The sequence below is a fragment of the Dinghuibacter silviterrae genome, assembly GCF_004366355.1.
GTDB classification, from domain to species: Bacteria; Bacteroidota; Bacteroidia; order Chitinophagales; family Chitinophagaceae; genus Dinghuibacter; species Dinghuibacter silviterrae.
This window is the reverse complement of sequence record NZ_SODV01000001.1, coordinates 1,581,988-1,607,410: the sequence shown is the minus strand read 5'-3', so window position 1 is coordinate 1,607,410 and position 25,423 is coordinate 1,581,988. Positions and strand designations below refer to the sequence as shown.

The 25,423-nt window shown below is 58.4% G+C and carries 15 protein-coding genes; 6 read left to right on the top strand and 9 right to left on the bottom strand.

Annotated features, from left to right (window positions below; genetic code table 11):
• Positions 1–116: 116 nt before the first annotated feature.
• Positions 117–338: a DUF2795 domain-containing protein gene (locus EDB95_RS07120; RefSeq protein ID WP_133992056.1), complete on the top strand. Its 222-nt coding sequence runs from the start codon at positions 117–119 to the stop codon at positions 336–338.
• 70 nt (positions 339–408) lie between these two features.
• On the opposite strand, the gene EDB95_RS07115 is transcribed toward EDB95_RS07120, so the two are convergent.
• The 7 genes from EDB95_RS07115 to EDB95_RS07085 are packed head-to-tail and all read right to left on the bottom strand — an operon-like array spanning position 409 to position 9,523.
• On the bottom strand, positions 409–1,224 hold the full coding sequence (locus tag EDB95_RS07115) for an enoyl-ACP reductase FabI (RefSeq protein WP_133992055.1): 816 nt from the start codon (positions 1,222–1,224) through the stop codon (positions 409–411).
• A 60-nt stretch (positions 1,225–1,284) separates the two neighbouring features.
• Entirely contained in the window at positions 1,285–2,937 is a 1,653-nt protein-coding gene (recN, locus tag EDB95_RS07110; protein ID WP_133992052.1) for a DNA repair protein RecN, read from the bottom strand.
• A 34-nt stretch (positions 2,938–2,971) separates the two neighbouring features.
• A complete protein-coding gene (locus tag EDB95_RS07105; protein WP_133992050.1) occupies positions 2,972–4,453 on the bottom strand; it encodes a tetratricopeptide repeat protein in 1,482 nt (493 codons plus the stop codon).
• 38 nt (positions 4,454–4,491) lie between these two features.
• Positions 4,492–5,031 carry a hypothetical protein gene (locus EDB95_RS07100; protein ID WP_133992047.1) on the bottom strand — a complete coding sequence of 180 codons (540 nt, stop codon included), beginning with the start codon at positions 5,029–5,031 and terminating at the stop codon, positions 4,492–4,494.
• A gap of 48 nt (positions 5,032–5,079) precedes the next feature.
• Complete coding sequence (locus EDB95_RS07095; protein WP_133992045.1) at positions 5,080–5,835, bottom strand: zinc ribbon domain-containing protein; 756 nt, start codon at positions 5,833–5,835, stop codon at positions 5,080–5,082.
• Positions 5,836–5,850: 15 nt separating this feature from the next.
• A complete protein-coding gene (locus tag EDB95_RS07090) occupies positions 5,851–6,948 on the bottom strand; it encodes a Nif3-like dinuclear metal center hexameric protein (RefSeq protein WP_133992043.1) in 1,098 nt (365 codons plus the stop codon).
• 10 nt (positions 6,949–6,958) lie between these two features.
• Positions 6,959–9,523: a hypothetical protein gene (locus tag EDB95_RS07085; RefSeq protein WP_133992040.1), complete on the bottom strand. Its 2,565-nt coding sequence runs from the start codon at positions 9,521–9,523 to the stop codon at positions 6,959–6,961.
• A 101-nt stretch (positions 9,524–9,624) separates the two neighbouring features.
• Here EDB95_RS07085 and EDB95_RS07080 point away from each other — a divergent pair, with 101 nt between their 5' ends.
• From EDB95_RS07080 to EDB95_RS07060, 5 genes are all read left to right on the top strand, one after another.
• Positions 9,625–11,115, top strand: coding sequence for a carboxypeptidase M32 (locus tag EDB95_RS07080; protein ID WP_133992037.1), 1,491 nt, complete (start codon positions 9,625–9,627; stop codon positions 11,113–11,115).
• Between the two features lie 225 nt (positions 11,116–11,340).
• Complete coding sequence (locus EDB95_RS27945; RefSeq protein WP_133992034.1) at positions 11,341–16,125, top strand: PKD domain-containing protein; 4,785 nt, start codon at positions 11,341–11,343, stop codon at positions 16,123–16,125.
• Positions 16,126–16,135: 10 nt separating this feature from the next.
• Complete coding sequence (locus EDB95_RS07070) at positions 16,136–17,140, top strand: PorP/SprF family type IX secretion system membrane protein (protein ID WP_162852504.1); 1,005 nt, start codon at positions 16,136–16,138, stop codon at positions 17,138–17,140.
• A 117-nt stretch (positions 17,141–17,257) separates the two neighbouring features.
• The gene (locus EDB95_RS07065) at positions 17,258–17,563 is read left to right on the top strand and encodes a T9SS type A sorting domain-containing protein (RefSeq protein WP_162852503.1); all 306 of its coding nucleotides are present in this window, start codon (positions 17,258–17,260) and stop codon (positions 17,561–17,563) included.
• A 16-nt stretch (positions 17,564–17,579) separates the two neighbouring features.
• Entirely contained in the window at positions 17,580–18,875 is a 1,296-nt protein-coding gene (locus tag EDB95_RS07060; RefSeq protein WP_133992026.1) for a TraB/GumN family protein, read from the top strand.
• Here the strand turns inward: EDB95_RS07060 and EDB95_RS07055 are convergent.
• Positions 18,817–19,989: a class I SAM-dependent rRNA methyltransferase gene (locus EDB95_RS07055; RefSeq protein ID WP_133992023.1), complete on the bottom strand. Its 1,173-nt coding sequence runs from the start codon at positions 19,987–19,989 to the stop codon at positions 18,817–18,819. The genes EDB95_RS07060 and EDB95_RS07055 overlap by 59 nt on opposite strands.
• Positions 19,990–20,012: 23 nt before the next feature.
• Positions 20,013–25,406: an alpha-2-macroglobulin family protein gene (locus tag EDB95_RS07050; RefSeq protein WP_133992020.1), complete on the bottom strand. Its 5,394-nt coding sequence runs from the start codon at positions 25,404–25,406 to the stop codon at positions 20,013–20,015.
• Between the last annotated feature and the right edge of the window lie 17 nt (positions 25,407–25,423).

The window sequence follows — 25,423 nt, the reverse complement described above, 5'->3', positions numbered from 1 at the left end:
CTAAAGTGGGGATAAATAGTAAAAAAATGTACAATATTTGCTGTCCTTCGGGGGAGGGTGTTGCAAATCTCACTTTAAACTTTACATTTGCGAAAAAATTAAAAAGGCGAAATCCCATGTTCTGGACATTAGAATTAGCATCCTATCTGGAAGACGCACCTTGGCCGGCAACAAAAGACGAGCTGATCGATTACGCCATTCGTAGCGGCGCCCCCATCGAGGTGGTGGAGAACCTGCAGGAATTGGACGATGAAGGGGAGATCTATGAAGGCGTAGAAGATATTTGGCCCGACTATCCCAGCCAGGAGGACTTCTTTTTCAACGAAGACGAGTACTAGGCCCTTTTTGATACGCAGGAAGCCGTCCCGGTGGTGTACCACGCGGGACGGCTTTGTTATTTAGAAAAAACTATTTTTCCATCTGCTCGATCACCTCTGCGCTGACACCGGTAAAGGAGAATCCTCCGTCGTGGAAAAGATTCTGCATGGTGACCATGCGCGTCAGGTCGCTGAACAGAGACACCACGTAGTTCGCACAGTCGTCGGCGGTAGCGTTCCCCAGCGGGCTCATTTTCTCGGCGTAGGTAATAAAGCCGTCAAAACCTTTGACCCCGCTCCCGGCGGTCGTACGCGTGGGCGATTGGGATACGGTATTGATGCGGACCTTGCGTTTTTTGGCGTAGTGGTAGCCAAAGCTCCGGGCGATGCTTTCCAGGAGGGACTTGGCGTCGGCCATCTCGCTGTAGTCGGGGAACACCCGCTGTGCGGCGATATAGGTGAGGGCCACGACGCTGCCCCAGTCGGCGATGGCGTCCATCTTGTAGGCCGTTTGGAGTACCCGGTGCAGGGATAGCGCGGAAATGTCGTACGTCTTTTCCGTAAAGGCGTAGTTGAGATCGGTGTACGGATTCCCTTTGCGCATATTGACGCTCATCCCCACGGAATGGAGGATAAAATCGATAGGACCCCCAAAGTGTTCGAGGCTTTGGGTAAAGAGCTTGTCGATGTCTTCCTGGCTGGTCACGTCCGCACCGATGACGGGGGCATTCCCGCAAGCCTCTGCAAGCTTTTTGATTTCCCCCATGCGCATGGCCACCGGGGCGTTGGTCAGGACGATCTGCGCCCCTTCTTCATAACAACGGAGCGCTGCTTTCCATGCCATCGACTTTTCATCCAGGGCACCGAAGATGATCCCTTTCTTACCCTTTAGTAGATTGTATGCCATAATAGGTTTTATTTGCCGGGCGCCGCTGAGGCGCCGCGGGTCCAAAGATAATCATCCCGTTCAATTCAAGATCATTTCACGGGCGACTTTGAGCGTCCCGTCGCTGAATTGCTCCCCGCTGAGCATCCGGGCGATGGCCTCGACCCGTTCCTTGTCCTTGAGCTGCCGGATCCGTGTGCGGAGCCGCCCGTCCTCTTCGAGCTTATAGACGAAATAGTGTGCGTCGGCCTTGGCGGCGATCTGGGGCTGGTGGGTGATACAGATGACCTGGTGTCCCGTCCCCAGCTCTTTCATGATGATCCCCACCTGGCGGGCGGCTTCCCCGCTGATCCCGGTATCGATCTCGTCGAAAATAAGGGTGGGCATTTGCATGCTCCCGGCCACCTGGGACTTGATGGCCAGCATGAGCCGGCTCAGCTCGCCCCCGCTGGCCACCTTGCGGATGGGCTCGAAGCGGTTGCTTTTGTTGGCGTCAAAAAGAAATTCGATATAGTCCTGCCCTGCCGGTCCGAGGGGGCCTTCTTTGACCTGGGCCTGGAGACGGGCATTGGGCATACCTACCCGTACGAGGATGGCGTTGACATTTTTTTCGAAACCCGGCAGTACCGCCCGCCGCTTTTCCGAAAGCTGCGTCGCCAGGGCCTGCGCCTTTTGCTGGTGCTGCTCCCGGAGCCGCTCCAGACCGGCAATCTGTTCATCGAGGTGGAGGACGTTGTCCAGCTTTGCGGCAATATCCGCCTGGAGTTTTAACAGCGCGCCCGTATCGCGGACCCCGTGTTTTTTCAAGAGCCGGTATCCCATAGATAACCGCTCCTGGAGTGCGGAAGCCCGCTCGGGATCGTAATTGACCTGCTCGTGCAGCCCCTCCAGCTCGCCCGCGATGTCCTGCAATTCGATCTGCACGCTGTTCAGGCGTTCCACGAGGGAGGGCAAACCATGGAGCATCCCCGTATATCCTTGGAGCTGGTGCAACAGGCTTTTGAGCTGCTGGACCATGGGCTGTTCGCCTTCGGAGAGCGCCACGCTGGCATTGGCCAACGCGCCTTTGATGCCTTCCGAATTCTCCAGGACCTTCAGCTCCGCTTCCATGTCTTCTATCTCCTGCTCCCGGAAAGCCGCTTCGGACAATTCGTCGAGCAGGAAACGGTTATAGTCTCCCTCTTTGGCCAGGGATTCGGCCTGCGCCTTGAGGGCCTGCACCTTCTGCGCGGCGGCCTGGGCCTGCCGGTATTCGGTTTGGTATTGTTGAAGCACCGGCCCCGTCTGGGCAAGGGCGTCGATCACTTCCCGCTGGAAGTCCGCCTTGCCCAATTCCAGCGTGTCGAACTGTTGGTGAAGGTCCACCAAAAGACCCGCCAGTTCCTGCAACTGGCCAAGCGTGGCGGGCGTGTCGTTGATAAAGGCCCTGGACTTACCCGCGGCCGTTATTTCGCGGCGGATAAGCAATTGTTCCTGCTGGTCCAGGTCGTTTTCTTCCAGGAATTTCACCACCGCCGGTGTCTTCGTCGCAAACGTGCCCTCAATGACGCACTTTTTATCTTTTTCCACCAACACCGCCGAGTCCGCCCGCCCTCCCAGGATAAGGGCCAGGGCCCCCATGAGGATAGACTTTCCCGCACCGGTTTCACCGGTGATGATGTTGAGGTTTTTTCCAAAGCCGATCTCCAGCTCGTCGATGATCGCGTAATTCTGGATGTGCAGTTGCGCCAGCATAAAAGTAAATGTAGGGAAATTTTCTCGGGGCTCCCTATGAGCCGTTGCAGCGCGCAATCCCCGCTTTCGCGCGTTGATCCATGGAATTCTTGTACTCGTGGTCGGGCATGTCGATACACTTCTGATAAAAAGCAACCGCCATGTTTTTGTTCCCCCGGCGTTCGTAGATATACCCGATCTGCCAGGCGGCCCTGGACGCAAAATATTCCTGCCGGTGCTCCCCGAGCTTTACCGCCACGAGGTATGCTTTTATAGCGTCGTCCTGCCGGCCCAGGTCGTCATAGATGCGTCCGAGCCGGTAAGAAAATTCCAGTTTTTCCACGTCCGTCGGAAAGTCCGACGTGGTCTTCCCCTGCAGCACCTGGAAGGCTTCCTTGTGGTACCCGCCGTCGCTCAGCAGCCGGGCCTCCAGCAGCAGCTTGTTGGGCCAGACACCCAACTGGGCATCCCGGAGCGCGTTTTTATCCGCCTCGGTATGTGCCGAGCCCCGGGTCAGCACTTCCTTCCGGTAGTGGCTGGCCATGGGCATATTCCCTTCGAGGTAGTAATACCAGCTCAGCTTCTGGATGATGTCCTTGACGTAAAACCGCCCCTTGAAGGCCGCCAGGTAACGCTCCAGGTAGACGTTGGCATCCTTTTGCTGGTGACAGAGACGGGCACAGCCCATTTCCATGTCCCAAACCGGCGTAGCCATGTATTCCGGGGACGTGTTCCGCGCACGGAGGATGGCTTCGGTAACGTCCGCGCGCTGGTCGTTGAGCGCCAGGTTGGCGACCATATAGGCAAACAAAAGATTGTTGACCGTATCCAGGTGACAGTCTTCGATAAACCGGAAGACCTCGTCGTGCTGGTTCAGGATATAAAACTTCAGATAGGTATAATAGAAGATGCCCTCGTCCTTAAACAGGTTGGCCCAGGCGTCGTGTTTGGAAATAAAACCGCCCACCATCGCCATCCCGTCCCGGACCGACCCCTTCATCCCCAGCAGGTTGGTGAACCACTTATACCCATCCGGAACCGCGCCCAGCACCGTTTTCATGGCGCCGTAGATCATTTGATTCGGGGAAAAATCAGGAAATTCCTTTTCGTTGTCCTTGATCTGCAGAAAAGACTTACGGCCTGCCCAACCCGCGCTGACGTTCCCCCCGAACTTCATTTCTATCGCCGCCCACTGGAAATTGATGATGGCCCTGGTAAACCCGTAAAAGGGAGAATTCTCAGGGCCTTCGGTCATGAGCGCCAGGCGCTCATCCTTGTGCGGGGCGCGCCGTTCATACTCCGCGGGATCTTCGTTGATAAAAAGCACCAGGAAGTCCACGTAGTTCTCCAGGAAGTACGGGATCAGGTTGTTGGGGTGCGCTTTTTTCTCCGCGTCGATCAGCCGCTGGCCCGCGTCGATCTTCAGGCAAAGGATATCATGATAAGCTTCCTGGCAGGGAGCATTGAAGTCGAAAACCTTCTGCGCATGCAGGGTGAACGAAAGGCCAATCAAAAGGACAGTCAGATATATCCGCATAGGTTGGTGATCCGCTGGCAAATATCCGACAAATCCGGTTAATGAAAACCGTTCTCCCTGATATGGGCGGTATCGAAGGTAAGGCTGCCCCAAAACCGGCGTTCGTCGGCGGGTCTTTCGGCAGGACCGTTGGGCTTACGGGCCTCCATAATAATATAGCACTGGCCGCCGGCGATCGTCATGTATATAAAGCCACTGTCGGCTTTGGCAGACTGGGCAGCGGGCGGTGCCAGCAAGAGAATCTTTCCCCGGGTTCCGGCCAGGCTGGTATCCTTCACCGTGATGGAATGGGATTTCATTTGTGATTCCATGAAGCCATGTACAAATCCCTTCAATTTTTCGTCCATGTCCGCCCGGTCTTTTACCAGCAGATCTCCGTCGGTAAAGCCGATCATGAAAAAGGCGCTGTCGAAGATGGCCTGGGTTACCATCATATGGGCCTGGTCTTTATGAAAACTACTCTTCGGCGCGAATGCAGGCATTTCGACCGTCAGCAAAGGAGATACGACCACCTTATTCCAGGGGGTTTGTGCATAGAAGGGTGCCGCCAGGGCAAACAATAGGAGTACGGATTTCATAAAAAAAGGCCGGCGATTGGCCGGCCTCAGCAAAATAGATAAATATTTTTATTTCACCTCCACGGTCTCTGTCAATTCCTGGTCGACAAGGATGCGGCCGCAGTTTTCGCAGACGATGATTTTCTTGCGCTGTTTAATGTCGCTTTGGCGCTGGGGCGGGATGGCGTTGAAACAACCGCCACAGGCGTCGCGTACGATGGGTACGACGGCCAGGCCGTTGCGGTAGTTCTTGCGGATCCGGTCGAAGCTGGCGAGTAGTCGGGCGTCTACTTTTTCACGGGCTTCGGTATCCAGCTTGCGGTAGTGGTTTTCTTCCTTTTCGGTTTCGGCGATGATCTTTTCAAGTTCGCCCTTTTTACCGTTGAGGACGGACTCCTTATTGGCAATCGCCTTTTTGGCAGACTCCAGGTGACGGGCCTTTTCAGTGATCTCTTCCCCTGCGTCCTTGATGTGCTTTTCCGCCAGTTTGACTTCGAGGGTCTGCATTTCGATTTCCTTGTTCACGGCCTCGAACTCGCGGTTATTCTTGACGTTGGTGCTTTGCTTCTCGTATTTTTTGATGAGGGCTTCGGCTTCCTTGATGAGTTCCTTTTTCGAGTTCACGAAGTCCTGGATCCCGTTGATCTCTTCTTCCACGCGGCGCTTGCGGGCATGCAGGCCCTGGATTTCGTCTTCCAGGTCGCTTACCTCCATGGGCAGCTCGCCCTTCAGCACCTGAATTTCGTCAAGTTTGCTCTCTACCTTCTGAACGGTCAGCAGGGAGGTGAGCTTTTCTTCCACTGAGAAATCTTTAACAGTAGCCATATGATTTTTAAAGCTTTATAAAAAATAGTGGACCGGATTTGTCCGGACCTTCGAGATGAAGATCGCAAAGGTACGGAATTTTTCCCGCAAAATGTCATATAGCAGGCCGGGGGTGTATTGTTCGCTTTCGAAGTGCCCTATGTCCGCCAGGACAATCCTGTCTTCGGCGGCAAAGAACTCGTGGTATTTGAGGTCGGCCGTGACCAGCCAGTCCGCCCCCGCCCCGATGGCTTTCCCGGTCAAAAAGCTCCCGGCGCCCCCGCAAACGGCCACCTTTCGTACCGGTTTGGCCCTCAGGGGAGAATGACGGACCACGGAGAGGTGAAACGCGTCCTTCAGCAGGTGGAGAAAGGCCTCTTCCCCCATAGGCTCCGGCAGGGTCCCGATCCAACCGTTGCCCAACCCCTGGTGGGCATTGTCCAGGGTCACCAGGTCATAGGCCACCTCTTCATAGGGATGGGCTTTGACCATGGCTTCCAGGATACTGCGTTCTGCCGGGGCGGGGAAAATGATCTCTATGCGAATTTCCGGTTCTTTATGGAACTCCCCGATCTGCCCTATAAAGGGCTCGGCGCCTTCTCCCGCCCGGTAGGTCCCTGTCCCTTCCGTGTTGAAGCTACAGGCATCATAGCGGCCGATATGGCCGCCCCCGGCGTCGAAGATGGCCTGGCGGACTTTACCGGCGTGATCTTTTGGAACAAATACATATAGCTTTTTTAGCTGCCCTTTCTTAGGTTCCAGGGGCGCCAGGTCTTGCAATCCCAGGCAGGCCGCGATGCGGCTGTTCATCCCGTCCTTTATATTATCCAGGTTCGTGTGGATGGCGTATATGGAAATATCCCCTTTGATCGCCTTCGTGACGACCCGTTCCACATAGGTCTTGCCGGTAATCCGGCGGAGTCCTTTGAAGAGGATGGGGTGGTAGGCCACCACGAGGTTACATCCGTTTGCAGCGGCTTCTTCTATGACCGCCTCCGTCGCGTCGTGCGTTACCAGGACCCCCGTACACTCCCGGGCGGCGTCCCCGACGAGCAAACCGGCGTTGTCAAAGTCTTCCTGGTAAGCGGGTGGGGCGTAGGCTTCCAGTACGTCAATGAATTCCTGTATCCGCATGGGCTGCAAGCTACTGTTTTTTCCCCACGACCTGCTCCAGGTGCAGCAGCCGCCCCTCCTCGTCCATCCCCTCCGCGATGATCCGGAAACGGGTACAGGCATCGTTGTTGTAAAACCGTACCGGCACTTGCAGGTTTCGGGCGGAGCTAAAGAGGTAAGGCGCCCAGTCCAGGGTCGTCCGGTAATCCGGGAAGGCCCGCGCCGCCGTGTCCGCGGCATCGTAGACGGGCGCATAAAACGTCCGGATCGGCGCGTACCCCGCCAGCGTCAGGCGTTTCAGACCGGGGACGTTGTACGTCTGGTCGCCTCCCCGGCGCGTATAGATGGCGATGGCCCCATAAGGCCCGCCGCCCGTAGCCCCCACAAACGGGGGCTCAAACACCTTTACATAGGCAATGTCCGCCACCGGTATGCTTTCCAGCATGTTTTCGTCCGTATTCATCTCATCCACGAAAAAGGCCGGGGTCCCCCCCCGGTAGTGCGCAGACAGGTTGGGATAGGCCCCGGAAATCTGGAGCCCGGCCACCCGCCCCTGCAAAAACGAAAGGATGTCGAAATAACTTTGGGCCATGTTGTTGTCGTTGACCAGGTCGAAATTGTGCCCTTCGCCCCCGGAAAACAACCCGCTGGCATAGCGCTCGTCCAGTTCTTCCAACGGCGTCTTTTTACGGCCGTGGATGACGATCTCCTGGAGTTCCTTGGCCTTTTGCAGACGCCTCAAACCGGCCACCAGGTCCGCTTCCCGGTTGCCCTGCCCCACAAAAGCCGTGTCCTCCCCGCTTTCCGGGAAAACAATCCCTTTCCGGACGTCAGGGCCAAGCGGGAAAAATGGGTCCGGGCGCAGCCGGAGCTGGACATCTGTCCCCCTCCACCCCTTTTTGTTGACCTGGTAATACGCCTGCGCCGTGTCAAAAAAGACCAGCCCGTCCAGCGTAAACTGACCCGCAGAATCCACGGGCGCCAGCATCAGCCTTTTGGTGGAATCACTCCCCCTCAGAAAAATGGTCAGCAGGGTATTGCTTACCACTTTTCGCCCCGACTCCGTCAGGGCCTGTCCCTGAAAACTAAGGTAGTTCCGGTCCTGGTATTGAATTTGAGGAAAACGACGTGTTTCAAGCGCCCCCCAGTCATACCGCCTCCACCCATGCGTCCGCATGACCAGGTCGAGCATGGCCTGGGTGCTGTCCGCGTCGTCCCGGAAATAAAAGGCGGGCTGATAGATGTTGCCCTTCAGGTCCCCGCTCAGCAGCAGACCCGTCAGGATATTGGGTCCGTTCTCCGCCGGGGTGACGGCGTCGGCATCGGTCACCGACACGCTCAGGTAGCACCGCGCCGTATCGGTAAATTGAAGGGTCCACGCATTATACCCCTTCGGGTCCATGCTAAGGGTGTCCGCATGAAGGGTCGCCTGGATGCGTACGTCGGTAGGCCGGATAAACACCACCCTTTCCGCGAGCGGCTCCCCGTTGTCCGCAAACAAGGTGAGGGTCATGATCCCCGGCACAAACTTGTCCGTAGGGATAAACCCGCTGATTTCCGTATTGCTCGCACTCAGGGTCGTTTTGGCCCTAAAACACAGCTGACCGTACAAACTGGCCACCACTTGCAGGGGACGGTCCAGGTACCGGCTCGCGCTATCGGCCCGGAGCACAAACCCCACGCCCCTGGACGTCGTGCGCGTATTGAGGACCACGCCGTCCGGCCGGGGTTCCGGCAAAGCAATGCGCTTTTCCCCCAAGGGTGTTTGGACGACGGCGGTATAGTGCTTTCCCTTTTCCGGTATCAATTCCAAAATCCCCATCCCGTCGTGCATGGCCGAAAAGATCGCGTAGGTACTGTCTACGTCGTCCACGACCTTCCCGCTGACATCCACCGGCAGGCCGTGCCGGTCGGTCGCCCGGAAGGCAATCGTGTTGAGGACGCCCTGGACTTCGTCGCCGCCCTCGGGGAGGAATTGGATGTCCACCGCGGGAGCGGTGACGCGCTCGTCCTGGGCCGTCGCCGGCTGCCCGGCGCCCGTGCTGGCGGCAACCGCCGCGCCTCCGGCGCCGGCGTTCCGGCCTGGGTCCGCGGCCGCGCGCCCGCCTTGGGGCCTGGCCGTCGCATCTTTGCCCTTGGTGCCCCTTCCCTTGGGCGGGGTCACCGTACTGGCATACACAGGAAACGTATGATGGTAGAAAAAGGCGGGATCGAAATTGCTCATCCAGTCCGAGTACGCGCGAAGTGTGTACAACCCCTGGCCCAGAGTATCGGCAAGCTCCATGTCGCCCAGAGACACTTTTCCGCCCAACACGGGGTAGTATTTGTGCGTGACGCGGACACCGGCCTCGTTGAACAGCTCGACGTGCACGCCCGTGCTGAATCCCCCCGGGAAGCCGCCGGAGGAGAAATAGGCTTTGAACCAGACGGTATCCCCCGTCATATAACGGTCCTTGTCCAGGTGCAGGTACAGTCTTTCGGCAGGAAAACTGTCCGGGAGTATGCGGAACAAGCTATCCACGCTGAGTTGTTGCTGGGCGCTCACTTTAAAGGCGCCGGCGAGGGTTAAAAGAACGAAGAGGTATGCCCTGTTCATAGGCGGGTTAATCTTGAGTGCGCTGAATGTACGAATAAGAATCCGTTTTTATTTCGGGATCGTTGCCGGCCCGGGTGTACATTTAGGGCTCAACCAAACCTATGCCTGACTTGTACGCGCAATACGTCGAAAAACTCCAGCGGGTGGCCGATCTCCGTTACAGCGCCGCCGTTCTCCAATGGGACCAGGAAACCTATATGCCCCCCAAGGGCGAGGGGGCGCGGGCGCGCCAGTTGGCTACGCTGAGCGAGTTGGCGCACGAGCGCTTTACGGGAGAGGAGATGGGGGCGTTGCTGCGCTCGCTCGGCGGGGCGAACGGGCTCAACCCGTGCGAAGCGCGGAACGTCGCGCTGAGTCTTGAAGACTACACGCGCGAACAAAAACTCCCCTCGGACTTCGTCCGCACCCTTTCCGCGGCGACCAGCGCCGCTTTTCAGGCATGGATCGCCTCCAGGGAGGCCAATGACTTTTCGGTTTTTGCACCCCACCTGGACAAGTTGGTGACCCTCAAACGGCAGGAGGCGGACCTCAAAGGATACGAGGGGCATCCGTACAATGCGCTTTTGAACGATTACGAAAAAGGGGCCACGGTGGCCTGGCTGGACGGCCTTTTTGGTGCGCTGACCGCGCCCCTCAAGGCGCTCCTGGACGAGATCGGCCGGGCGCCGCAGGTGGACAGCAGGGCTTTGCACGGACATTTTCCCAAAGCCCAGCAATGGTCCTGGGGGCTGGACCTTTTACACCGCATGGGGCTGGACAAAACCGCCTTCCGGCAGGACCTGTCGGAACACCCTTTTACGACCAACTTCGCCTCGACGGACGTCCGGGTGACGACGCGGATCAGCGAAACCGATTTTACCTCCATGACCTGGAGCTGTATCCACGAGGGTGGGCACGCCTTGTATGAACAGGGACTCCCCGCGGAGGAATACGGGTTGCCGCTGGGCGAACCCTGTTCCTTGTCGATCCACGAGTCCCAAAGCCGGCTTTGGGAAAACAACCTCGGCCGCAGCCTGGCCTTCTGGGAGGGGCTTTGGCCCGTGCTGACGTCGTATTTCCCGGGGACCTTCGGGAGCGCGGAAACCTTTTATAAGGGGATCAACCGGGTGGAGCCTTCCCTGATCCGCACAGAGGCGGACGAGCTCACCTATCATTTTCACATCCTGATCCGGTATGAACTGGAAAAGGCCCTGATCGGGGGGACGCTGTCCGTACGGGATATCCCGGAATACTGGGCGGCATCCTATCACAAATACCTGGGGCTGAAGGTCCCCGACGATCGTCGAGGGTGTCTCCAGGACGTCCATTGGAGCCATGGCAGCTTTGGGTATTTCCCGACCTATACCCTGGGGAGCCTGTATGCGGCCCAGCTTTTCAAGGCCTGCGTACGGGAGACACCGGGGTTGGATGCGGGTATCCGGGCGGGGGATTACAGCCTCTTGCTGAAGTGGCTCCGGGAAAAAATCCACCGGCACGGGCGCTTTTTCCTGAGCAACGACCTTTGCAAGGAGGCGACAGGGGAGGGGCTGGACGCGGAGGTTTTCCTGGCGTATGCCCGGGACAAGTACCGGGATATATACGGCCACGCCTAAGGGCCGGGCGGTGTGCCCGCGGCTGAAAATTGCACGAATTGAACATAATTCGTATATTGGATGACCGAAAACGCTTATCCTTTCCGAGAAACTCTATCCCCGTTTTTCTTCCGTACCTGCTGCTTGTCTCCCACTCCAGTAGGCATTGTGTAGTCCAGGATACATACCGTGTATTCCTGTACTCTTTTTATCACGCGACCCCTGCGACGGGGGTGTTTATCTCTGTTGCTCCTGCAGGCTGTGCTCCAGCCCGCAAAGGGACAGGTGCAGGCCGCCTTCAGCGCGAGCCCGGTTAGCGGTTGTACCCCGCTCTTCGTACAATTTACCGACCAGTCTGCCGGAAACCCGGTTTCCTGGAAGTGGGACCTTGGTAACGGCAACCGGTCGGGCATCCAGAACCCCGCGGCCACTTATTTTTCCCCCGGTACATACACGGTCAAACTTGTCGTCACCGATGCGTCGGGTCATGTGGACTCCGTAACAAAAACTCAATACATTTCGGTCTATCCCATACCCGTTGCCGCTTTTGGCGTCACCGACACGACGGGCTGCCTGCCCCTGGCGACGGCTTTCGCCGACAGTAGTACGACAACGCCGGGCTCCATCGTCCAGTGGAAATGGGACTTCGGGGACGGCACTACGGCGTCCACGGCCGATCCGCAGCATACTTATACGGCGGCCGGCCGTTTTAATGTCAGCCTCCAGGTGACCAGCAACTATGGTTGCGCGGCCACGCTCACCCGGTTGAACCTGGTCGACATACCCGCCCCGGCGCAGGCGGCATTTAGCGCAAACCCTGTTGCGGCCTGTAAAACGCCGGATACGGTCCGGTTTGCCAATACCAGTACCGGTCCCGGCCCCCTGACCTATACCTGGGCCTTTGGCGACCAGGGCGTCTCCACCGTCCCCAATCCCATGCATATTTATACCCAGCCGGGGACCTATACGGTTTCCCTGATCGCCACTTCTCCCATGGGTTGCGCGGATACCCTGACGCAGACGGCCTATATCGCCGTGGGTCAGGGCAACGCCAGCTTTACCACGAGTGTGCCTACGGGCTGCACCAAAAGCCCCGTGACCTTCCGGAACACCACCGGTGTGCATCCGGACAGCGTCCTCTGGCGTTTTGGAGACGGACAGGTATCCCGGTTGCCCGGTCCCGCCCATACCTACACGCTGGCGGGGTCATACGCCGTCACGCTGGTGGTGTATGCAGGGGCCTGTACGGATTCGGTCACACAGACTTTCCCGGTGACCAATCCCCCGAAGGGCAATTTTACGGCGTCCCGGACCACCGGTTGCAGCCTTCCCCTGAGCGTCCAGTTTCAAGCGGACTCGTCCGGCATCCTGACGTATGCCTGGACCTTCGGAGATGGCGGGACGTCCACCCTACAGAACCCCGTGCATACCTACACCAGCTTCGGGTCCTTTACCGTCCGGTTGATCGTGACCGGGCCCGGTGGCTGCCCGGACACCGTACAGGCCAACGCCTATATTAATATCAGTCCGCCCAGCGCCATTTTTAAAGGTCTGCCGGTTTTTGGCTGCGTGCCGTATACGATCACACCCACTGCCCAGATCACCTCTCCGGATCCCGTCGTGCAATACCTCTGGGACTTCGGGGATGGTTCCCAGTCTGCCGTGGCCGCCCCAAGCCATACTTATACCGTCCAGGGAACCTATACGATCTCGCTGACGATGACGACCTCCGGCGGCTGTACGGCCACCCAGCAGGATACCGCCGCGGTGACGGTGGGTACAAAACCGGCCACGGCATTTACCGGGTCCCCTACCAGCGCCTGCGTGGGCCAGGCGATCCTTTTCACTGGGACGACACCGGGCCCGGTGTCCAATTGGAATTGGTATCCCACGGGGTTGGGGGGTGACGTCTATGGGGGGACGCCCAATTACTATTGGGCCTACGGGGACACCGGCACGTATACGGTCGCCCTGGTCAACGTCAACAATGGTTGCCGGGATACGGTGGTCCACCAGTTGTATATCCATATCGCGCCACCCGCCGCGCATTTTACGACGGCCATGAACTGCAGCCAGCGCCTGACCCGGTCTTTTACGGATGTCAGCGTCGATGAGACGGCCCGTCTGTGGAAATTCGGGGACGGTGATACCAGTACCGAACCGAATCCGGTCCATACCTATGCGACGCCCGGTACCTACTGGGTCTCCCTGACCGTCACCAACGGTACCTGTACCGAGACGGGTTCCCAGAAAATACTGGTCATCATGGAGGACCCCACCATCCAGGCGTCCGTTTCGTCCACCTGCAGACGAAGCATGGTCACGTTTACCTGTCCCCACCTGGATACCTCGATGGTATCGGGCATCACCTGGGACTTTGGGGACGGGGTCTTGCAATCCAGCCGGAACAACCCCGCGATCACCCACGTCTATCTGTTGTCGGGTCAATACCACGTCACGGTCCGCGTCACCGACCTCAACCATTGCGACACGACCTATACACTCCCCGTCCCGGTTTCCGTCAACGGGCCCACCGCTGCCTTTACACCGGCCCCCACGGCGGTTTGCGCGGGGGTCCCGGTAACGTTCAACGACCACTCCACAACCGACGGCACCCATCCGCTGGCCGGTTGGACCTGGTCCTTCGGAGACGGGGTCAGGGATTCCCTGCTCACGCCCCCATACCTCCATACCTATACCAAGGGTGGGTCCATGCTGGTCGTGCTGACCGTCAGGGATACGTACGGTTGTACGGACTCCACCGTGGGAAACGTCCTTGTCTCCGCACCCCGGGTGGATTTTTCGGTGTCCGATACGGTGATCTGCGCCGGTAAAACCATTTACTTCGACAACCGGTCCACCGGCGGCATGGCCCCCATCACCTATACCTGGAACTTCGGGGACGGGATCACGGCCAGCGCGTCCAACCCGGGGTTCGCGCCTTCGCACGTATATACCCGGCCTGGCCTGGATACGGTGAGCCTCCGCCTGACGGACGCCCTGGGTTGTTCGGACAGCCTGAGCAAACCCGGCTATGTCCATGTACAGGTGCCGACCGCCGCCTTCACCCTTCCCCAAAAGATCAGCTCCTGTCCTCCGCTCCAGGCGCAGTTTACCAACCAGTCGTCGAGCTTTACCGGGTCCCAATGGGACTTTGGGGACGGGAACACGTCCACCGGCAACAACCCGGTGCACTTTTATTCTTATCCCGGCGTCTATGTCGTCACCCTGACCGTGACCGGGGCCAGCGGATGTACCTCCGTAGCCAACGATACCGTCATCGTGCACGGCCCCACGGGCACTTTTACCTATTCCCCGGTCACCGGTTGCGACAGCGTAAGCGCCCGCTTTGCCGTGGCCTCCGACAGCTCCGTGAATTTTGTGTGGGACTATGGAGACGGGGAGACCCTGTCGGGTCCGCAAAATATGGCCAGCCACGCCTACCTGGATACCGGTACCTATCAGCCCCGGATCATCCTGGTCAATGCGGACCATTGCCAGGTCCCCATTACCGGGGCGCAACTGATCCATGTCTATAAAGCGGTGGCGGGTCTGGGCATGAATGCGACAAAGGCCTGCGGCTCCGCGCTGATCCAGTTTGAGGACTCTTCCCTTTCAAACGACGCCCCCGGAGCGTACTTCTGGGACTTTGGGGACGGATCCACTTCCTCGGCGCAAAACCCCTCCCACGCCTACAACCAGCCGGGCGCCTATAGCGTCACCCACGCCTTTACCACGATCAACGGCTGTACGGACACGCTCCGGCTCCCGGATACCATCCACATCTTCCAACCGCCGGAGGTCCAGGTCCATGGGGATAGTTCCGCTTGCATGCCGGCCACCCTGTCTTTTTATGCCGATGTCCTTGCCGGGGCAAGCCTGTCGTGGCAATGGAACCTGGGGGACGGCCAGACGGCCAAGACCCCACAACCGCCCCCCGCGGCTTATACGCAGGCCGGGAATTATACGGTATCCTTACAGGTAGTCGACAACCACGGCTGCACCGACAGCTCCGGGGTAAACGTCGTCATCCATCCCCTGCCCGCCACCTCAGCGGGGGGAAACTACGTCCTTTGCCAGGGCACTCCCATCGCCCTCCAGGCCAGCGGGGCGGACCGGTATGTCTGGTCACCCCCGGCCGGTCTGAGCTGCACCACCTGTGCGACACCACAAGCCGACCCGCCTTCGGACATAGAATACTACCTGACCGGGTATACGGTGTACGGGTGTACCACCGCCGATAGCGCCCACATCCGCGTGATCCATCCACCCGTCGTCCTCGTGGGCGGAGACACCGCGGTTTGCCTGGGCGGTTACTACCGCCTCCAGGCCAGCGGGGCATACACCTATCGCTGGTCCCCTTCCACCGGGCTGACCAATCCGGACATCGCCGACCCGGTCGCCACGCCGCCCGCCACCACGACCTATACGGTGGCCGGTTCGGACAGCGCCCACTGCTTTACCGAGCTTGGGCACATCACGGTTACCGTCGATCCGCTGCCCACGGTCAGCGTGGGTCCCGATGTGACCGCGGCCGCCGGTACGCCGACGCCCCTGCACACCACCAATTCCCCCGACGTGACCGGATGGGTCTGGGCCCCGCCGGGCGGTCTAAGCTGCGATACTTGTCCGGATCCCTCGGCGAGCCCCACCGGGAACACCTTCTATACCGTCACCGTGCGAAACGCCGCCGGGTGCACGGCCCAGGACACTTTGACCGTTTTTGTCACCTGCGGGGGTGGGAATGTGTTTATCCCGAATACCTTCTCCCCCAACGGGGACGGGATGAACGACGTGTTCTATCCCCGGGGCAAAGGGATCAGCCTCGTGAAGTCCTTCCGGATCTTCAACCGCTGGGGCCAGTTGGTCTTCGAACGCTACAACTTCCTTCCCAACGACGTCAGCGCCGGTTGGGACGGGACCGTCGGGGGAAGAAAAGTCTCCCCGGACGTCTTCGTTTACGAATGCGAAATTATTTGTGAAAACAACCAGGCACTGCTCTTTAAAGGGGATGTGACTTTGTTGCGATAAAACTATGATTATGCGAAAATGCTACGCCCTTATCCTGTTTCTTTTGCCGGCAATCACGCACGGCCAGGACATTCATTTCTCCCAGTTTTACGAGGCACAGCTCTACCAGAACCCTGCCCTGGGCGGTTTGTACAAGGGAGACGTCCACATCCAGGCGATGTTCCGGAGCCAGTGGACAAGCATTTCCAGCCCTTTCCAAACCGGCTACCTCAGCGGGGAATACAAGGTCCCTATAGGGGGACAGAATGACTACCTGACCCTGGGCGCCCAGCTGATGTACGACCAGGCCGGGAGCGCGGGCCTGACCACCACCATCGTGGAGCCTACCATCAACTATCAGAAATCCCTCAACGCGGACAGGGAAATGTACCTCAGCGTCGGCTTTTCGGGAGGGCTTACCCAACGCAGGATAGACCAAAGCAAGATCACCACCGACTACCAGTATACCAACCCTGGCGGGTACAACGGGGAAAGCAACCTCGGGAACAACGTCTCCTACCTGGACGGATCCGCCGGGATCGCCTTTTCCACCTCCCTGGACGAGGACAACCAGGACCACCTGTACCTGGGGGTGTCGTACGATCACTTCAACAAGCCGCGCTCCTCCTTTTACAACGACAATACGGTCGAACTCCAACCGAAGTGGATTGCCTCGGCGGGGATGAAGCTGTATATGTCCGACGAGACCTTTATGGAAATCCACGCCGACCACATGATACAGGGCCCCTATAATGAAACCATGTTCGGGGGTTTGTTTTCCTACAAATTCGGAGATCCCGACGACCCGGACGAGGTTCTTGGGCTCGGGGCCTTTATCCGTTGGCAAAGCGATTTTATTCCCGTGGTGAAATTAAACCTGCGATCTTATATCGTGTCTTTGAGTTATGACGCCAATATCTCTGACCTCAAAACGGCCTCCCAGGGCAGGGGCGGCTTTGAACTGGGACTCTCCTGGCTCGCTTTTACCCGGGCCAGTACGTCCACCCGAAACAGCACCCTCTGTCCTGAGTTTTAGGATTTTAGAAGATTGTGTGGAAAAAATGGGATTAATTTTGTACCTTGTAATAGGAAAGTACCCTAATATCCGTTGAGAAGCATACTCATCATATGGCTGTTCTTAATGGGGGCTGCCATGGCTCCCCACCGTCTCTATGCCCAAACCTCCCCCCTCCCCAACCCGGACGAATCGGAGAAAGTAGTGAAGGTATACCCGGTTCCAGCGGTAACCTTTGTCAATTTTGAGTTTCAGAAAGATTACGACAAATCTAATTCACTGGTTATCTACAACTTCATTGGCAAGAAGGTCTACGAGACCGTGAGCATGCCTGCTAAATTAACGCTCAACGTGAGCGATTATTATAGGGGCCTGTATATTTATCAGGTGCGGAACAAGACCGGGGAGATTATCGACTCGGGTAAGTTCCTGGTAACCAAATAATTCCTTATATTCCTGGATGAAATGGTATAGCCTGCCGGCCCTGGTACTCCTGGGCGCCTGGCCCGCCTTCGTGCGTGCCCAGGTCTTTTTCAACGGATCCTTCGATCGTTATCTTCCTAATTATCTGCCGGTTCAATGGATATTCCCGGGCGGGGATGGTGGTCGCCGTTATGATGGGTGGGTGGATACCGGGGCGCATTTCCAGGGGCATCCGGTCTTCCGGATTCAATGCCGGGACACGGCCTATATGGATGAAAGTTTCGTTGCTTTTCAGTACATCGACATTTCTTCTTTTCCCCATCCCCACCGGTTCAAGGCATCCTGTTATCTCTCTTTTCTCAGAGGCAACGCGTCCGACTTCCGTTTTTTCAACAAAAACCGTCTTTGGGACTACAACCATCTCTGCGATACGGCGTTTCATCCCAAGTTTTCGCGTGTTATTATGGACACCGTGCCCGGTACCACCTGGCTGCACCTCACGATGGAGTGCGACATAGATCCTCTTTGCCCCGAAATGACCATTGGTTTTATCGCCGACTACCAGGTCGATCTCGGTATATCCGACTGGGAAATGACGATCGACGGGATTCCGGTCAAAGACATACCGCCGCCCGCTCCGGTGATCCCCGCGCCCCACACGATACCGGTCGCGGATCGCGGTTTTTTGGCGGATCGCGGTTTTTTATCGGCCTTTCGCCTGGCCGTCGGACAGGCGCAGGTGGTCGCGCTCGGGGATGACGGCTCGGGGACAAACCTCCGCGACAGCCTCATGACCTTTCTCGCCGACTCCTGTGGCTTTACCGCCGTTTCGCTCGAAGCAGAGGAGCCCGCGACCGACATGGCTTATGCCGACCGTATTCCATCGGAAAATGCCGGGGACCGGCGTATGGCGCTTCAGTTATCGGGGCTATTGCAAAACGCGCCGCGTCATAAGATCGTTTTTTGCCTCCCGGATCTGAACATCCGCAAACGGCCGGATACTTTATACGACGACCTGGAACGCCAGTTTGCCGGAAACTGGTTGGCCGATTCACTGGGCGACCGGTACAAAGCCTTTGCATTTGTCAGCGGTAGCCGCACGCCTGCCCCGGACACTTACGAATACCTGCTTTCCCGGTCCGGCCCCTCCACGCTTTTCTGGCCGCTTTCGGCGGGCGCGCCCGCCCCTCCGCGCAGAGGAAAGCCTGTCTTTCCACGCCTGGGTGCCTTCGGCTTCGGCCTGTCCCTTTGGGACAACTATGACGGGCTTTTTCTTATAGCACCTGCACAATCAGGAACTTCAGGTACTCCGTATTCTCCATCCCCCAGATGATCGGGTGATCGGAAGACTGCGCCTGGAAGGTGACCTGGCGTAACTGCCGCCGGGCGTCCTTGGCCGCCAGGGCGATGATCTCCAGGAACAGGTCCGGCGGGACGAGGTTTGTACAGCTGGACGTCACCAGGAAGCCGCCCGGTTTGACCAGCTTGATGCCCCGGAGGTTGATCTCTTTGTAACCGGTAATGGCTTTTTGTATGTTTTCCCGGCTTTTTGTAAAGGCGGGCGGATCGAGCATGACGACGTCGTAGGTCCGGCCTTCTTTGGTCCACGTCTTGAGCGCGTCGAAGGCGTTGACCGCCTCGAAACGGCAACGGTCGGCCAGCCCGTTGAGCTCGGCGTTGCGCCGGGCCTGGGCGACCGCCGTCTCGGAAATGTCCAGCCCCAGGACGCTTTTGGCACCGTAGTGGGCGGCGTGTACGCCAAAGGTCCCGGTGTAACAAAAGGCTTCGAGGACGTCGGCGTCTTTGACGATATGTTGTATATGCCGCCGATTGTCCTGCTGGTCCAGGAAATACCCGGTCTTTTGGCCGTTCTCCAGGTCGACGTGAAACTGTAAACCGTTCTCGCGGATGATGATGTTCGGATCGAAGGCCGGTCCTATAGGCCCTTTTATCTGCGTCAATCCCTCCAGCTCCCGGACGGGGACGTCGTTCCGTTCATAGATGCCCTTGGGCTGGAAAATCTTTTGCAGCGCTTCCACGATGGCCCCCTTCCACTTATCCATCCCCAGCGCCAGGGTCTGGAGTACAAAATAGTCGTTGAACTTGTCGATGATCAAGGCAGGAAGGTAGTCCGCTTCCCCAAAGATCAGGCGGCAGTTCTCGGTATACCCGATGTGCTGGCGGTAGGCCCATGCCCCGGCGATCCGCCGGTGAAAAAAGGCCGCGTCCACGACTTCCTTCGGGTCCCGGGTGAGGATCCGCACGACGATCTGGGACTGGGGGTTGATGTACCCGCTGCCGATGTATTTCCCGTCGTGTGTTTGCACCCGCACGATGTCCCCTGCGCTGACTGCGCCCTCGATCCCTTGTACTTCGTTGGCGAAGACCCAGGGGTGCCCATTGGCGATCCGGGGGGCGATCTTCCGTTTTAGCGTCACCTTTGTCATAAGGGCGCAAAGGTACCAAAACCCTACGGCTTCACCACGATCGTCCCCGCCCCGTTGTAGGAGTGGATGTCCCCATTATACATGGCATCCGCACTGACGGGCCCCATATGGTAAACACCCGGCGACACCGCCCGGACCGCGTAGTAGTAGACCTGGCGCTGCCCCGTGAGGTTGACGAAGAGGTTGATCCGGTCGTCCCGGACGTCCATGGCGGTCGGCTCGGCCGCGTTTTTGATCCAATCCATCCCCGGGATGTCCTTGGTGCGCGGGTTTTCGATTTCAAAACCCGCGGGCAGAAGGTCGGTCAGGACGATGTTGTCGATGTTCCCGGAATAGGCGTTGTCGAGGGTCAGTTGGACGATCACGAGGTCGTTCTGGTGAAACGTATTCCCCGTGAGTTCGTGCCCGAACCGGTCGAAAAACCTGCGCCGGGCGCGGATGTAGTGGTCTTCTTCCTTGTAGGCGCCGGACGCACTGATTCCTTCGGCCTGCCACCAATAGTAGAGGTTGCCGCTGCCCCGGACGTCCAGCGTCACGTTGGTGCTCTTCAGGTCGGCGGCGGACCATTTGACGGGGGCGGCCTCGACGGTGCCAAGCGTCCGGCCACCGGCCCTGACGGTACCCGTAGCGGTGGACTGGGCGGTCGACCGGGCGAGCTTGCCTAAGGCGAGGAATCCAAACGCGCATTCCTGGGTGGAGTACCAGGTGCGGTTGCTTAGTTGGTCGGCGACCTGGCGGGCCATGGGACCGACCTGGGAATTGCCCGGGTCTACGTCAAGAAGGACGTCGAGGGCAACGGCCTCGTCCCGGATGTCGGAGTAAAAAGAACCACCGGTCTCCGCCGCCGATCGCTCCCCGGCCCAAGCCGTGGGCAGGATTTCCCGGAAACCGGCCTTGTCGCCCGCCAGCGCGTAGGCGGAGGCCAGGAGATACCGGCTGTCGAGGGCAAGGGTGGTGGTATTGGCTTTATAATAGTTCATGGCGCTCACATTGGGCCGGCCGGCCAGGGCCAGCACATAAAGGCTGTACGCCACCTCTTTCGGGACGATCTTCTTCTCCTGGTTCCCGTTATAGATATAGCGCACGAGGGTCTTGTTGCGCAGCCGCCCGTTCAGGTAGGCCAGGATGCTTTCGGTCAGGCTTTTGTCGACGTCGTACCCCGCCTTTTGGGCTTCCAGGAGGAAGTGCGCGGCGTACACGGTCGCCCACCAGTTTTCGTCGTCTTCCCCGTCCCACAAGGTGACGCCCCCGTTGTACAACTGGCGCATCTTGATCTTCCGGATGGCTTCCTGGACGTTGTAGGCGGCGTTGGTATAGCGGGCCGCGCCGTGGAGGTGCATCAGCGCCGCCAGGTCGTCATAATAGAGCTGTGGGAAGGCGGTCGACACGGTTTGTTCGGTACACCCGTACGGGTATTCCACGAGGTATTGGAGCTGGCTGCCCAGGCGGATGGCCGGGGAACGGCTCAGGACGAGGTGGTCGTCCCCGCTGCCCGGGATAAAGTCCCCGGTACCGATGGTGATGTCGTGCGTCCCCGGGCCGGCAACCCCGCTCCCGCTCATCTTTTGAAGGGTGGATGCGGGCCGTACGCTGATATCGGTCTCGTCGGTGAATTGTTCACCCAGCCCTTGTACATGTACGGTGACCTTTGCGGGATGGATCGCCTTGGCCGCGGCTAAGGTAAAGACCACCCGGCCTTCGGAACCGGCGGCGACGTCTGCACTTGCACGTGACGACCCCACCACCGTCAGGGGACCGTCGGTTTGTACGCTGGCGCTGATGCTTGCCGTCCTGGCGGTGGTATTGGTCAGGGTCACCGGCATGGTTACGGTATCCCCGGGGCTCAGAAAGCGGGGCAGGGCGCTGGAAAGAACGAGGGGATCGGCCACCTTCATGGCCGCTTCCCCGGAGCCAAAGGCCTGCCCTTTGCAAGACACCGCCATGATCCGGACCTCCCCGCTAAAGGCGGTGGGGATGTCCATCTGGAAGGTGGCGTCCCCGTTCCCGTCGGTCTTTTGCACCCCGCTCCAATAAGAGACCAGCTTAAACCGTTTGGTGGGCATCGGGTTTACCCGTTTGTTCATTTCACCAGCGGCGTCTCCGCCAGTGCTGCTGAGGCGCGCCAATACTTCGGGGAAAAGCAACGGATAAAGATCATATCCCCTTACCTCCAATGCCCGGGGTGCGTAAAACCAGGCGTAAGGATCCGGTGTTTTGAAATCGGTCACCTGGAGGATGCCGTTGTCCACGGCGGCGACCGTAATCATGCTGTTGGGCGCGGCTTTGACATGGATGACCGGGTGTGTATTGGAGCGGACCTTTTGCGGCACGCTGACGACGACCGGTACGCGCCGGTCTCGCTCCTCGACCGTAAGCCCCTTGAAGCCATGGGCGACCGTCAGGGGGATGTCGGATACCCCATGGGGTTTGAACAGCGTGGCCGTGACAAAGACGTTGGGAAGGTGGTCCTTGTTCAGGGGCAGGTCCAGCGAAGCGGTCCGGTCCCTGACGTCGACATATTGATAGGAGACGACCTTGTCCGCGGTTTCCATCGTGACCAGCATCCGGCCGCTAAATGGGGTTTTGAAAAGTACCTTGGCGGTTTCGCCGGTGTAATAGGAAACCTTGTCCGCCTCTATACTGATCTGCCCTTCCTTGTCCACTTCGAAGGAGTTGTCGTCCGCGCCCCAGGAGCCATAGCTGTAAAAGCTTTTGCTGACATAACTGTTGCTACCGGGTACGTATACACGAAGTTCGTATTCCCCCGGCGTCCGGGGCGTAAAGGGGAAGGCCGTCTGTACACCGCTAACGGTCACGGTTTGGGAGGTTTCCACCACATCCTCCTTTTGGGATTCATACCGGAAATAGTCCCCGTTTTTGGAAAGGACCGTCCGGTACTCGTGTTTGATCACCTCCACCTTTGCCGGGGCCGCCGTTACCTGTTCACTGGTATTGAGCGCGATCAGGGGGAACCGGACCGCCTGGCTGAGGGGGTAATAATAATAGCCGTCGTCCTTTACCCCAAAGAAAACGGACTGGGTATAGATGTCCGCCGGGCTGCTCCGGCTGACCGGCCGGCCGGTTTCGTCAAATACGGTGGTGAAAAAGGTGCTCCGCAGCTTGCCTATATTTTTGTACATCTCCGGAACCTCGTAGGTCTCCCTGGCGTGCCCCGCCTCGTCGGTTTTTCCTTCCCGTTCAACCTTGTCGTGAAGGGCGTCCTGCCCAGCCAGCCCGAAATCGTAACGGTCATACGCTTTTGACGTAAAGGCTTCCTGGGTCACCTGTATCTCACATTCGTAGTTGCGGTTGGCCGCGGGAGGGCCAAAAAAGTTTTCTGCCGTGATGTCCAGGTGGGCAGTCTCTCCGGGTTTTAATACGTCTTTGTCCAGTTTACTCGTCACCTTGATGCGGTCCGGGACAAACTCTTCCACCCGGATGGGCCGGCTTCCCAGCAACACGTCGTTCGTCGTATAGACTTCCAGGGTATAGCTACCCGTGACCGCCGCTTCGGGGATGTCCACACTCCCGTCCAGGGCGCCCTGGTCGTCGATGCTTTTGCGGAAGGTTTTCAGCTCCTTGCCGTTGGGCAGCAGGAACTTCATTTTCAACGGCAGCTCCCCGGGCAATTGCCAGCCCGTAGTCCGCAGGACGACGGCAAAGTGCGCCTGTTCGCCGGGCCGGTAAATGTCGCGCTCGGGATATATAAAGGCGTCCAGCCCGCTGGGATTGGAAGACTTGCCCCCCACGTCGAAACGGGAAGTATTCACTTGGGTCGTCGCAAAAGGAAGGTAGTTAAAGTCCCCCGCCGTCCGGGCAATCACCATGGCCGGTGTAAAGCCTGCAAATTCTTTCCGGGTACACGCGATCTCCGCCACCCCCTGGGCATTGGTGGCACCAACCCCCAGGACCTGGTTGTTGAGGCCATAGGCGACGATGTTCACGCCTTCCATGGGGGTGGCGTCCTTGATCGAATTGGCAAAAATGAGGACCTTGTCTTTCCCGGCTTTGGCCATGAGGCCTATGTCGGACAGGGACACGAAACGGCTGTCGCGCACCCAATAGTCGTCCATGGACCGGATACTTATATGATAGATTCCTTTGAATTCGGGCAGTTTATCCTCCAGGTCTACGTGAAGGACACGGCTGTTGCCCGAGCGCGGCAGGGATTTGGTGTCTACCGTCTTCTCGTAGACGATGTCGCCCATTTGAAGCTCTCCCCTCGACTCGGGGCCCTCGTACTCCACGTTGTCCTGCTGGTCATCCACGGGATCATACCCATACCGGCCCGCCGCCAACAGGTTGTTCTCATATATCTTGGAGACGATGATCTTTACTTTTGGCACGTTCACGATGCGCACCGCAATATTCCGTTCTCCCCGGCTGGAGAGGTAAACTTCCTTGCTCCCCGAGAAACTGATGGACGGCGCCATCTTCCCAAAGGTGATGTTGTTCACATAGTCGTCGTGCAGGACGCCCCCGATCGTACCCCTCAGCCCCTTGCCAATGTGGATGGCATAGCTTGTTTCCGCGTCAAAGGCGTCGCTGGTCACCGTAAAACCGTCCTCTGTCGGCGTGGCGGTGAATTTGACCGCCGGGTCCAGCTTTATAAAAGAGGCCAGGTTTTCCGGGGCGACCTGCTGGCTGGTCCGCACCGTGACGGTGCCCGTGGCCCCATCGTGGTCGGTGGTCACGTCATGAATCTCCAGGACAAAGGGGGAGGCCATCCCCGTCGTAAAGTCGAGGGGCTCTTCCGTGCCATTGGTGCCGCCATCGGGAACCAACCCCTTGTCAATAGACAGGGTCACTTTATAGTCCCGGTCCTCCGGCTTGACCTGGGGCAACCTGATGCTGACCCTGTCCGAGACCGAAACCGTCTGCAGGTCGAAGGGCGACGCCTGCCCGTCTACGGTAACGTGTAACCGTTCTTTCAGCGTCGCCGGGGACACCGGGTAGTTGAAAAAAAGATCCAACTGTGGGAGAGCCGTATGCGTCCCCACGTCCTGCGGAACCCACAGCGCACTCACGTCCTGGAGGTGGAGCGGGGCCGTGTGAAAGCTGATCTCGTCTCCTCCCTTCAACCGTCCATACCCCGAGTGGGCCAACACCTCCTCGTTGATCACCGCCCGGTAATTGGTCGCCGGCAACAGCGGTTTGCTCGGGGAAAAGACCAGCACACCCGGGTTTTCCCAACGGAAACGGCCCGGGATCTTTGGCTCGAAGGACACATAGTCCGCCGAGTCCCAGGCGCCGAGCACGGAATCTTTCACCAGGTCCTTATCGAACTGAAAGGTAAGGTTTCCTAATGAAGATACCTCTCCTTTGGCATTGGTATAGGAGAGCGATACGGTTTTGCGGTTACAGGCGCAAAAAGCCAGGGCCAGCAAGGTAAGGCCAGGAAGGGAGTGGATTCGCATATAAAAGGGGAAGGTTA

Coding starts and splice junctions, on each gene's coding strand:
- EDB95_RS07105 (WP_133992050.1), bottom strand. CDS start 4,453: ATGCGGATATATCTGACTGTCCTTTTGATTGGCCTTTCGTTCACCCTG.
- EDB95_RS07050 (WP_133992020.1), bottom strand. CDS start 25,406: ATGCGAATCCACTCCCTTCCTGGCCTTACCTTGCTGGCCCTGGCTTTT.
- EDB95_RS07055 (WP_133992023.1), bottom strand. CDS start 19,989: ATGACAAAGGTGACGCTAAAACGGAAGATCGCCCCCCGGATCGCCAAT.
- EDB95_RS07085 (WP_133992040.1), bottom strand. CDS start 9,523: ATGAACAGGGCATACCTCTTCGTTCTTTTAACCCTCGCCGGCGCCTTT.
- EDB95_RS07115 (WP_133992055.1), bottom strand. CDS start 1,224: ATGGCATACAATCTACTAAAGGGTAAGAAAGGGATCATCTTCGGTGCC.
- EDB95_RS07100 (WP_133992047.1), bottom strand. CDS start 5,031: ATGAAATCCGTACTCCTATTGTTTGCCCTGGCGGCACCCTTCTATGCA.
- EDB95_RS07080 (WP_133992037.1), top strand. CDS start 9,625: ATGCCTGACTTGTACGCGCAATACGTCGAAAAACTCCAGCGGGTGGCC.
- EDB95_RS07070 (WP_162852504.1), top strand. CDS start 16,136: ATGCGAAAATGCTACGCCCTTATCCTGTTTCTTTTGCCGGCAATCACG.
- EDB95_RS07060 (WP_133992026.1), top strand. CDS start 17,580: ATGAAATGGTATAGCCTGCCGGCCCTGGTACTCCTGGGCGCCTGGCCC.
- EDB95_RS07065 (WP_162852503.1), top strand. CDS start 17,258: ATGGCTCCCCACCGTCTCTATGCCCAAACCTCCCCCCTCCCCAACCCG.
- recN (WP_133992052.1), bottom strand. CDS start 2,937: ATGCTGGCGCAACTGCACATCCAGAATTACGCGATCATCGACGAGCTG.
- EDB95_RS07090 (WP_133992043.1), bottom strand. CDS start 6,948: ATGCGGATACAGGAATTCATTGACGTACTGGAAGCCTACGCCCCACCC.
- EDB95_RS07095 (WP_133992045.1), bottom strand. CDS start 5,835: ATGGCTACTGTTAAAGATTTCTCAGTGGAAGAAAAGCTCACCTCCCTG.
- EDB95_RS07120 (WP_133992056.1), top strand. CDS start 117: ATGTTCTGGACATTAGAATTAGCATCCTATCTGGAAGACGCACCTTGG.